The organism is Agrobacterium sp. CFBP 3001, assembly GCF_027871605.1.
Taxonomy (GTDB): domain Bacteria; phylum Pseudomonadota; class Alphaproteobacteria; order Rhizobiales; family Rhizobiaceae; genus Agrobacterium; species Agrobacterium leguminum.
The window spans coordinates 1-10,901 of the sequence record NZ_JAQAHD010000043.1 but is presented as its reverse complement, the minus strand read 5'-3'; the positions used below and the strand labels follow the sequence as shown (position 1 = coordinate 10,901).

The following is a 10,901-nucleotide window of genomic DNA, read 5'->3' as shown; positions in this document are numbered from 1 at the left end:
CCCCGGCGTTCACACCGGGCGCAACAGGCTTCCTGTCGTTCGCAAACGCTCTTCCAGCAATTCCATAAGCTGCTCCTCGCGAATACGACCCTGCCCCAAGCCGAGCTTCATGGCCAACTCGCGCCAACCATATGTCGGCCACCGCCGCTCATCTTCTACTCCGCCTTGGCTGGAATTAACTCGCTGTCGCGCTGTAGGATGCCACATGTCATGAAACCCTCCACCTATTGAATTACAAACGGGAGATGAAATTGGCCTTGCAAACCGAATTCCAGGTACGGCTGACATTTTTGAAGCGCCCTTATCGCTGCCTTACCAATGACCTCGCTTGCTTCGCCACCACCCTGCTCGATAACCACCGGCGTTCCTTCGAGAGCGCCCGCCTCGTTAATTTTGAATGAAACAACCGCCTTTCCCCCTATTCCGGCGGGCACGTTGAAGCAGGATTGTACCTTTTTTGCCAAGTGCGGCAGCCCCTTTAGATTTACTGTTACGGGGCGGCTGTTTTCAGCCTGTAATTGTGCGGCCAGCTGCTTTGCCCTGTCAAACTTGGCTTCATCAATCGTGTTTTCAAAAGCGAGCACCCAGATAAGGATGGGGGATGTTTCGATCATCGTGTAAATCGAAATGCCGCCTCCTATTTCCTTGCCGGATTTGTCAAATTTTCGGATGCCGTAATACACGCCGTTTTCGTCGCTGCCAAGTAATGCGAAAACGTCGGCTGTCTCTTTCCGCGACCCAAAAAACGGCTTTGCGTCCTTATAACGCGGCGCGTCCCTCGCTACCAAAGCCGACACTAAATCTTTCAGATTGTATGGGATGGGAGGTGTCTGGTCTATTGTACGCGGAATCACTGCGAGAAAAATCACATTCGTTGGCATTTTACCCGAAAAATCACCTTTCCGCGCCTGTTCCAGCGGAAGGCAATCGACAAACAATGTGTGTGTCAATTCGGCCGTCTTTTTATCAGGAAGACTAGTCCAAAGGTACTGGTCTGCTTTCGAGCGTGACGGATCGACCTGACAAAGACCCTTAGGTGGCGTGAACTGTAAATCTATCCCCTGTTCAATACTCGAAGCACCTATAGCAGGTGCAGCCAGTCCAGACAGCGCCACAACACTGGCCACGACGAGCCCTAATACAATCTGCATTTTTGGCATCATCATCTCGCGCCTTTGTTGGAATTCAGTTTTGTCAATTCATGGGCCAATCATTCACAGACTTCTGCGCTCGCCTCGGCCGCGAAGTGGCCGCGGCTATAAGCGAGATATCCTTCGAAATTTCCATCGGGCAGCTACAACGCAGGAAACCAATGCGGCATTTCCCTCATTTTGCTGCATGGCTGGTAGAGGGATCGATACGACCGAAAGCGTAGAATTACTTCGTCGTCCGCTCATCGTCGCTGGGCGCGGAGGGGATTGGGTACGGCAAGAACCGCATGCGATAGAGCCATTATCGATTTTCTGATCATGTAAACTCCAACACCAATTAAGTTAGGACCGGAGTGTTTTTTCTCCGATTTGTCCGTCTCTCACAATCACGCCGGGTGTCTAAAAGTTCAAGTCCGGACTTCGGCTTACGATCCGGCGCACTTTGGTTCGCGGATAAACGACTCGCATCCAATTAGCTCTTGAGCGGAATCGAACCAGTGGCCACCGCGTGATGCACTAAATCAGGCACATAGGTTTCACGCACTGATTTGCTCAAGTATTGAGGGCAAACCTGTGGTGATCCCAGACTTGGGACGTTACGTCATCGATAGGAGAGCCGTCTCTGGTTCCGCAATAAGCGTATCTACCCAGCCCCATCGCGCCTACGGACTAAGCACAGCGAAAAGGTCGGCTTGTCAGAACGCTTCGGCGGCGCATTTCCGGTGACCGAGGCCGTATTTGCGACTTGTGGGGAGGAATACTGCTGCAAATCGCGTTTTAGGTAAAGTTCACTGGGTTTGCCTGCGATCTCGACCCAGAAACTACTCGGCGGCGATATCGTTATCGCCTAGCAACGCAATGAACGCTTCTCTCAGGTTTTGGCAACGATAAAGCAGTTCGACCTTTTCATTTTTGAGTCGCCGCAGAAAGGTCAGCTCTCTGTCGTCAGCGTCGTTCGACATTGCCCTGAGGCGGAGATCGGTTTCGATCTCTCGAACTGCCATTTCGCAGGCCGCGATTTCCTTAAGCAGCCGCTCCCAGTGTTTCTCCAACACAAAGCTCACGTCGTTGGTCCGTCTATCGCCCCTGTTTACCAAGGGTTAACATAACCGAAGCGGATTTGGGATGGCGGTTCCCTATATGGTTAACGCTGCAGAGAGTAGTGTGGACCCACGACACCCTAAATTAATACGCTAGGTAGCCGCTGGATGCGGAACACCAACCATTTCGGCTGCGTCGGTCCAGTTTTCTAACGGCTGCGCAACTTCGAATTCACCGTTGATTATATTTTAGTAATATATAGATCTCAATCATCTGGAACAACCATTGGGCGAATTCGATTCGGGGAGATGGTTCCGCGAGAAGCACTCTTCAGCTTTATCGGGACGGAAGATGGGGACCGTGAATGACCGCACCTGGAGCATTTTTCAAGAAGCGTCCATCTAACGGGGGTGGGTCTTTCTTAGATAATTCTGATACAAATCGAGCAAATAACATGCTCATCCGTGGCGGCCGAGTGGGGAAGTGTAAGAGGATCGTCGGTGGCATAGCGCCTTGTGAAGCGCGTTTGGTACTGTCATTTGAAAGTTTGTCCGTCATTTCGGCGGCGGCAGTTACATCGGTGCTCCTCTGGTCTTCGCCATCGCTGGCAGGTAGCTGCGATCCCGCTGGCCCTGGAACCTGGAGCTGTTCCGGCGCTGCCACAGGGAGCGATCCGTCGGCGGTGATCTTTTCCTCCGCGCCCGTAACGGTTGTCACACAACCAGGATTTGGTTTGTCAGCCTCTGGGGAAGCCATCAGAGTCGAGACCATCGGAGGGATCGCCATAACGGACGGAAATGCGTCCTCCATAACGTCCTCTGGTGGGCAGGGTATTTTGGCGATCAATGATGTTTTCGGCGCGGTTGAAATAACATCGAACGGTAGCATCACCGGCGTTGACGGTATCTATGTCATCAATACCGGTACAGGTCCCACAACGATCACATCCTCAGGCACGGCGATTGGGACAATCGGTAATGGTGTCTATGTTTCCCACGACGGTTTCGCAACAGACCTGACCGTCAGCCAGACGGGCGGGACGATTTTTGGCGCGGATAACGGAATTTCCACAACCAATCGTGGATTTGGGGTGACCGCAATTAGTGTCGCCGGCGATGTGGACGGTGCAGCCGAAAACGGTATATGGGCGCAAAATTTCGCTAACGCGACAGGCATCACGATTTCCCAGGCAGCCGGCAGCACGATAACCGGTTATACACATGGCATCCGCGCCGATAATTGGGCGGCCGGCGCCATATCGATCACGACAGCCGGGATCATCAACCAGACCCAGACTGGCGCGGCAAATAACGACACATTTGGTGTCTATGCCTACAATTCCACAGCCGGGACAGATATCATTCTTACCCAGACCGCGGGATCGATCTCCGGCAATTGGTTCGGCATGTATGCCAATAATCAGGGTAGCGGCTCAACGACGATCATCAGTTCCGGCGATGCCACGGCAATCGTACGCGCTGGACTTTACGCTTATAACGCGGCCACAGCGGACAGTATTGTTGTAAGCCAGACTTCCGGAACGGTCAAAGGCGGCACCTATGGTGTTTTCGCAGACAATGCGGGAACCGGCACAACAACGGTTACACTTTCCGGCGATGTGATCGCCTCCGGTGACTACGGTGTCTATTCGCGTAATGCCAGCAGCGCCACCGATCTGACCGTAAGACAAACGGCGGGTTCTATTGCTGGCAGAACCGGCATTCTGGCGTCGAATAGGGGTACGGGCGCCTCGCTGGTCAGCGTCGGTGGTAGGGTGAGTGGCGGTGCGGGCGCGGGTATCCAAACGATTGCAGCGAACGGCTCGACAATAGATATCGCAGCTTCCGCAACGGTCACGGCAACGTCCGGAATAGCCATTCGTGACGGCGGTGTTGCGGGTAACCCGATTGCATCGGACACGATTGGCGGGAATGTCGTCGTTAACAGCGCTGGCACCGTAACCGGTGATGCGGTCCTCGGCCTCGGCGATGACACCTTCAATCTGGCTAGGGGAACCTATATCGGTAATATCTACGGTGACGACAGAGACGACGCTCGAAGCAACGACGGTGTCACAAACCATGAAGGCAATGATACGTTCACCTGGACGGGCGGCACTCTGGCTGGCGGCTTCTACGGTCAGGACGGTTCCGATACAGCGATGGTAAGCGCATCGGCCTATGATGGTTCTCAGGTGCTCGACGGCGGCGATGATACCTCGGTTGCCGACGGCATGATCGATACGCTTACGCTTCGCGGTGTGAAAGCGACCACGAATGGCGGCAGGATCATCAATTGGGAAGTTGTCAATCTGGATGGTGCCAATCTGTCGATCGACGACGGCACATGGCATGTCGGCGAGCCGGACGAAGCAACGACCGGTGTGTTCCTGAACAACAATTCCACACTTGACGGCATGGCATCACTCGCCTTCGACGGCAATATGACGATTGATTCAACGTCCAATTTAGTCGGAACGGGCAACGGAACCGGGTTCTATTCGTTCAGCGGCGATGTGGCCAACGCCGGAACCATCACCACGGTGGACGATGCTGTCGGCGATGTCGTCATCATCGGTGGAAATTATAGCGGCAATGGCGGACAGATGCTGTTCGATGTTGCCCTTGGTGATGACAACTCCAATACGGATATGGTCATCGTCAATGGCGACACATCGGGCACGACAAATGTCGGCGTCAACAATGTCGGTGGCACGGGTGCGCAGACCAGTGAAGGTATCCGTATCATCGAAGTGAACGGTGCTTCCAACGGTGTTTTCTCGCTCATTGGCGACTACACGGTGGGTGACAGGCAAGCGGTCGTTGCAGGTGCCTACGCCTATCAGCTTTATCAAGGGGGCACTTCATCACCGAATGATGGCAACTGGTATTTGCGTTCGCAATTGACCGTGTCGAATCCGACGCCGACTGCTCCGCTTTATCAGGCCGGTGTTCCGACCTACGAGGCATACCCCCGGGCATTGCGGGGTCTGAACGGCGTGCCAACCTTGCAGCAACGTGTCGGTAATCGTTTCTGGGCCGGTAATGGCGCTTCTGTCGGCACACCTTATCCCACTCCCGAACAAGCAGGCGTTGCGATCGAAGGAAACGGTGTATGGGGCCGCATTGAAGGTGTGCATAACAGCATCGAACCGCGTTTCTCGACCTCCGGCACCAAGTCCGAGCAGAATATCTTCAAACTTCAGGCCGGTATTGATGGGCTGTTTACAGAAGCGGAAAGCGGCAAGCTGATTGGCGGGTTCACAATCCATTACGCCCATGGCAAAACCGACACCGGTTCTGTTTACGGCGATGGGGAGATCAGCACGGACGGTTACGGTCTTGGCGGGACATTGACCTGGTATGGCGAGAGCGGTTTCTATCTGGACGGTCAGGCTCAGATGACCTGGTACACGAGCGATCTCGACTCTCTCCTTGCCCGTACAAACCTCACCGACAACAATGGCGGTTTTGGCTACACACTGTCGTTGGAAAGCGGCAAGCGCATTGCCATCGATCCAGCCTGGTCCATCACGCCGCAGGCCCAGCTGGTCTATTCCAATGTCGACTTCGACGCGTTTACCGATACATTCGGCGCCCGTGTCAGCCTCGACCGTGGAGAAAGCCTGCAAGGCCGTCTCGGTGTGACCCTCGACCACGAAAGCTCGTGGCGGAACGACGAGGGACTGCTCAATCGCACCCACGTCCACGGCATTGGCAATCTCTACTATGAGTTTCTTGAAGGGACGAGTGTCAATGTCGAGGGAGTGAGCTTCGCCAGCCGCAATGATCGTGTATGGGGCGGTCTGGGGATCGGGGGAACCTATAGCTGGGACGACGACAAGTATTCGATCTATGGCGAAGCTCTGGTTCAGACCAGCCTGAATGACTTCGGCGACAGTTACTCCGTCAGGGGACAGGTGGGCCTACGCGTGAAGTGGTAAAAGGCTGACGGTATCGGACCATTCCAGGACGCGCCGATGTAATGAACGTCGACGATAGCGGCACCCGTGATCGAAAATTCATAGATCGGCCGGATACCCCCAACCTGCCCCGGAAGCCGATAATTCTGGTCATCGCGAGCAGTTCATCAGGGTGGGTTTAGATCGCGCTACGCTGACGGGCCGATTGCGCGCTTGCACAACGGACCATACGAAACGCCGCGGGATCGATCGGCAGTGTTGATACTGGTCGGTCCGGTTCGACTGTGGTTGATCAGTTTTGCAGCAGATATTCTGGCCATTCCTGCGCGCCATGGAGTACGCGAAGAATTCGAACTGTCGTCTCGGTAGTGGCGTAGGCGGCGACGTAAGGTGTACCATTGATGACGAGTTCGCGTGTACCGGCGATTCTACCCAAGCGCCCACTGGCAGGAAAGTCGAGCAAGCGACGGGCGGCGGATACTATCCGCTCATCGATGAGAATAGCGGCCGCAGGATTATCTGCCTCAATATACGTGAAGATGGCGTCGCGATCCGATAGCGCAAACGCCGACCAAGTAAGCTTCACGATTCTGTCGAACCCACTTTAAGGCGGGCCGCCGCTCGGCGTTTGGCAAAGTGCGCCTCGGCCTCGTCGTCTGTTAAATCCGACCGAGTATCATTTAACGCTTCGAGCACCTTGGTCCGAAACCAGGCATCGTGTGTTTCACTCCCAGAAAGAAGTTCAAGAGGTAGCGCCCCTTCGTTAGCAGTCCGGGTGAGCATAATACGAACCGCATCAGATACCGTGAGCCCCATGCTTTCAAGCACGGCCGAAGCCCGATCCCGAACTTCGGCATCAATGCGTGTTTGGACAAGAGCGTTTGCAGCCATGACTATCTCCTACATTTTCAGAGATAGTAATGCAATTGAATGACGATTTCCAGATGCAGTTTTGTGCCGGAATAATCCGCTCTCGGCGCTCAAATGCTCTTGAAGGGAATCGAACTAGCGGCCACCGCATGAAATGCACTAAATTAGGCACATAGGTTTCACGCGCTGATTTGCTCAAGTATTGAGGGCAAACCTGTGGGTGATCCCAAACTTGGGACGTTATTCAGGGCATGGCGTCGAGCAGGAGGGGAGCCGACGCTCTTACCGATCGCGCGCCTCAAGTCAGTCTTCGGTCTCCGACTTATTCAGGCGCCCTGTTCGGAAGCCCTTTGTCGTTTGGGTTCGGAGCCGGCGTCTCTCTTGTATCTCGCGGCGGATGTTGGCGATCGTCCGGCTCGGCGGGCTCCACCTGGTCCTCGGAAGGGCGGACAGGCTGCTCTTTAGGGTCGGTCGTCTTGGAGGGGGCCGAAATTTTCTTGGGCATTGTCAGTTCCTCTAGCTTCACCGACAAAAACTGACTGGCCACACGGAAGGTTCCGCGCCCCGGAAGCGCTGCTTGGTTCGGAATCGATCTCACCAAGCTGAACAGGCGGGCCTCGTAGCAGGCGGGATCAGTGGCAAGCGCCTTCGAATAAGCTATCCGCTCCTCTTCGAGCCGCCCGAGACGCTGGAAAGCAAGACCCTCGCGTGACGTGAGCCTCGGCGGTGGAAAAGTCGGCCACGGTCGCAGCGGAATAATCCGTCCGCAAGCGGAGTAAAAACCGGCCACTTATTTTCTTTCTGCAATGAGCGCAGGAGGGACAGGGGATCTATACCGTCGAACTTTATCTGTGGGTTCGCCTGGCTGTTTCCGAAGGGATGACGCAGCGGCGAGCAGCAGCATTTCAACATGTCGCGCGACAGCGTAGCCAAGATGGTGGCTTCTTCGCGGACACAGCGATCAAGGTCAACTTCATGGTGAATGTCGGCTACGGCAACCCGGCCGGCAATTTCGCGCGGTTGCCACGCCTGGAGTTTGGCGCGGTGTCCGTTCTGGCATAGCCGCGTCTACCGGTTACGGAAGGGCGCAACCATCATAACTTGCGGCCGGTCGGGGGCCGTCCCGTTGGGGCGGCTCGCGGGGGGGGGGGGGGGTTCCCTCTTTGCTGAGGTCCATGCTCGGCAGCAGGCCATTCTGAAATGCCGCTCCAAAGTGTACATCGGAAGGTTTCTAGACTACTCAGATAGGGTAAAATTTGCTGCACCGAAGGCATTCGTTGCGAAATTTCAAATAAAATCTATACACGTATTTATTTTCAGTATTTCATAATGGAGCGATGATTGCGGTACATCGTAATATTAAAATGCGATGGCGAGGAAAGTCCAGTTTTCGAAGCCGATGACATTACTCGGTGTTTCGGTTGGATTAAGACACAGACCAGGAAATTCCCTGAAATACATAAAGGGAATTACAAGATTGTGGACCGTGATCTCGATAACGACGCATCACCAAATACCAATTTTTGGTAGGCTCAGGCCGGATATCACATAGCCGGCAAATCCCGGTTGCGGGGTCCAACTGGATTTTGAATTTGCGGAGATGGCGACCGGTCTGACGGGAATCGTATCAGCCGAGGGTATGTCCCCAACTCCGCATGCGAGTCGTTAAACTTGTTAAATGTCATTTTCAATACAAAGAAAGCGCTACCATTACCGACCAACACTTGCATGCATATTCAACTGGTCTGGGTGGCCGACTTCACATACATCCGCACCGCCATCGGCTGTTGCTATCTCGCCGTCATTCTCGGCGCCTGCAACCGGAAAGTCGTCGGCTATGGCCTGTCGACACGGCCGGATACGCCGCTGGCGCTGGCCGCACTACATTCGGCCATCGAGAACAGAATGCCTCCGCCTCCGCCTGGCTGCATTCACCACACGGACCGCGGATGCCAGTACGCAAGTGAGACCTATCGACGAGCACTCGATGCGGCAGCCCTACAGGGATCCACGAGTGCCGTTGGCAACCCTTATCACAATGCGCAGGCAGAGAGCTTTATGAAGACTCCGAAAGTAGAGGGCATTTATCCTGCCGGGTACGAAACTTTCGTAGACGTCGCCGAGCGATTGCCCAGCTTCATCGAAGAAGTCTACAATGCCAAGCGGCTGCACTCGGCCCTTGGCTATAGGTCGCCAGCAGAATTTGAAACTCAACTCGCCCAGCAAGCGGCTTAGTTTGAAGTGCCTCGCTGGTCCAGGCCGAGGGGTTCACTCCAACGCCCGGTCAGTTCTCAGTGGCAATCAACACCCTTCGTTCTCAAGGCAACTGCGTTGTCATCAGGAATGTCGTTGCCACACGCCAGTCCGCAAGATCATCCATGTCGGCATGGATGCGATTTATGCATCGCTCGAGCAGTGTGAGAACCCGTAGTTTCGTGGCAGGCCGCTTGCAGTGGGCAGGTCCTCACTTTATATGGGGACCGCTGTCGCCATGCATGAGAGAAGCGCTAATTACCGGCAACTCCGGGGCCAGAAGATCATGCTTCGCGGCGAATGCGGCAAACAGGCCGCGCGCGGTCTCCGCTTCGATCTCTCCGCGAAGCGCCGCTTGAGAAGCCTTTAGGGCAATCGAGTGTGCCGTGTCTCTGAACGAGGTCGGCCATTCGACAAGATGCCGGTAGGCATCCATTATGCCGCGTACTTCCACAGGAAAGCCTAAGCCGACAAGGATAGTGACAGGTTTTCTGAACATATCGGGTTTCATTGGTCTCTCCTTCCCAACCCGGAATGGTGATGGGCGCCATCGCAATGGCACCCTTGCTTACTGGACGAGCCTGGATATCAAGCGGCCTTCTGTGCTTCGATCTGCGCCGGAACGGCGGACGTCAACGCAGGCGTGCTCTGGATCAATATCTTTCGCGGCTTCAACGCCTCCGGGATCTCTCGAACAAGCTCGATCGACAGGAGGCCGTTTCTAAGGTCCGCTCCGTTCACCCTGACGTGATCTGCAAGTTCGAACCTGTGTTCGAATGGACGCCCAGCGATCCCGCGATGGAGGTAACCAACGGCAGATACCTCCTGTTTCTTGCCGGTTACAGTCAGCAGGTTGGACTGGAAGGTGATATCGAGATCGTCCTGGGTGAAGCCGGCAACCGCTATTGATATCCGGTAGGTATCGTCGTCAGTCTTGACGATGTCGTAAGGCGGCCAGTCGCTGATTGAGCGGGCGCGCTGAGCATTTTCCAACAGATGGAACACCCGGTCGAAGCCGACGCTCGAGCGGAACAGCGGTGCGAAGTCGTAAGATGTTGCCATAGCCATATCCTCCTTGAAGCAACATGGTACGGGAATGCCAAAAGCGGCGCTCCCGGCGATACCAGCCCTTATTTCAGCGGCTGGCGGCGATCGATTTGGTTTTGACGATTTTCGGATTCAAGATTTGCAACAAAAAAAATTGTACTGCTTTCCAGGCTATCTCAATGAAACTTATCCCCGCCGGCATTCTTTTTTCGCAAGATTGGATGCTCTGCTAGGCAAGGACTCATGGCCCTTGCTCATGAACCCGCACTCCTGCGCGGAATGACACCGGTGGCGTTTCTCTCCCACCCAATCTTTGAATCCCAGCCAACGCTACAGGAACTGGACGCACCCGCTTTTTCAACCTTGGGCGGGCAACCAGCCCCTTTCGCGCAACGACTCGAGCGTATCGAGGTCCATCCTGGCTGCTGGTCCGATCTCGACGTCGACTATCGACATCCTATGGCGCCGAACCACCGCGCGCGCGCCGACATCTCCAGCCAGCTTCACTAGAGCACGTCCACTTTACTCGGGGTCATATCCGCACGACGTAAAATAGTTGGCGCACTCTTTGGGTTTGAAGAGCGGGACGATTTCGCCGACCGTGTCCCACAGAGCTT

The 10,901-nt window shown here is 55.0% G+C and carries 8 protein-coding genes; 2 read left to right on the top strand and 6 right to left on the bottom strand.

The annotated features are described in order from the left end of the window. Positions 1 to 224 precede the first annotated feature (224 nt). Complete coding sequence (locus PH605_RS25030) at positions 225 to 1,160, bottom strand: hypothetical protein (protein ID WP_162723999.1); 936 nt, start codon at positions 1,158 to 1,160, stop codon at positions 225 to 227. 812 nt (positions 1,161 to 1,972) lie between these two features. Then, positions 1,973 to 2,215 carry a hypothetical protein gene (locus tag PH605_RS25025; protein ID WP_078053834.1) on the bottom strand — a complete coding sequence of 81 codons (243 nt, stop codon included), beginning with the start codon at positions 2,213 to 2,215 and terminating at the stop codon, positions 1,973 to 1,975. A gap of 341 nt (positions 2,216 to 2,556) precedes the next feature. Between PH605_RS25025 and PH605_RS25020 the strand changes: the two genes are divergently transcribed. After that, positions 2,557 to 6,135, top strand: a complete 3,579-nt coding sequence (locus PH605_RS25020) for an autotransporter outer membrane beta-barrel domain-containing protein (protein WP_080858340.1) — start codon at positions 2,557 to 2,559, stop codon at positions 6,133 to 6,135. 271 nt (positions 6,136 to 6,406) lie between these two features. Here the strand turns inward: PH605_RS25020 and PH605_RS25015 are convergent, their stop codons facing one another. Continuing rightward, complete coding sequence (locus PH605_RS25015) at positions 6,407 to 6,700, bottom strand: type II toxin-antitoxin system RelE/ParE family toxin (RefSeq protein ID WP_078053756.1); 294 nt, start codon at positions 6,698 to 6,700, stop codon at positions 6,407 to 6,409. Then, complete coding sequence (locus PH605_RS25010) at positions 6,697 to 7,005, bottom strand: type II toxin-antitoxin system RelB/DinJ family antitoxin (protein ID WP_078053757.1); 309 nt, start codon at positions 7,003 to 7,005, stop codon at positions 6,697 to 6,699. Before PH605_RS25010 ends, PH605_RS25015 begins: the two co-directional genes overlap by 4 nt. 1,650 nt (positions 7,006 to 8,655) lie before the next feature. Here PH605_RS25010 and PH605_RS25005 point away from each other — a divergent pair. Beyond that, positions 8,656 to 9,219 carry an IS3 family transposase gene (locus PH605_RS25005; RefSeq protein WP_142846669.1) on the top strand — a complete coding sequence of 188 codons (564 nt, stop codon included), beginning with the start codon at positions 8,656 to 8,658 and terminating at the stop codon, positions 9,217 to 9,219. Between the two features lie 229 nt (positions 9,220 to 9,448). On the opposite strand, the gene PH605_RS25000 is transcribed toward PH605_RS25005, so the two are convergent. Continuing rightward, the gene (locus PH605_RS25000) at positions 9,449 to 9,748 is read right to left on the bottom strand and encodes a DUF982 domain-containing protein (protein ID WP_078053759.1); all 300 of its coding nucleotides are present in this window, start codon (positions 9,746 to 9,748) and stop codon (positions 9,449 to 9,451) included. Positions 9,749 to 9,825: 77 nt separating this feature from the next. Further along, on the bottom strand, positions 9,826 to 10,299 hold the full coding sequence (locus tag PH605_RS24995; protein ID WP_078053760.1) for an Hsp20 family protein: 474 nt from the start codon (positions 10,297 to 10,299) through the stop codon (positions 9,826 to 9,828). Positions 10,300 to 10,901: the final 602 nt, after the last annotated feature.

Coding starts and splice junctions, on each gene's coding strand:
- PH605_RS25030 (WP_162723999.1), bottom strand. CDS start 1,160: ATGCCAAAAATGCAGATTGTATTAGGGCTCGTCGTGGCCAGTGTTGTG.
- PH605_RS25020 (WP_080858340.1), top strand. CDS start 2,557: ATGACCGCACCTGGAGCATTTTTCAAGAAGCGTCCATCTAACGGGGGT.
- PH605_RS25010 (WP_078053757.1), bottom strand. CDS start 7,005: ATGGCTGCAAACGCTCTTGTCCAAACACGCATTGATGCCGAAGTTCGG.
- PH605_RS25000 (WP_078053759.1), bottom strand. CDS start 9,748: ATGAAACCCGATATGTTCAGAAAACCTGTCACTATCCTTGTCGGCTTA.
- PH605_RS24995 (WP_078053760.1), bottom strand. CDS start 10,299: ATGGCAACATCTTACGACTTCGCACCGCTGTTCCGCTCGAGCGTCGGC.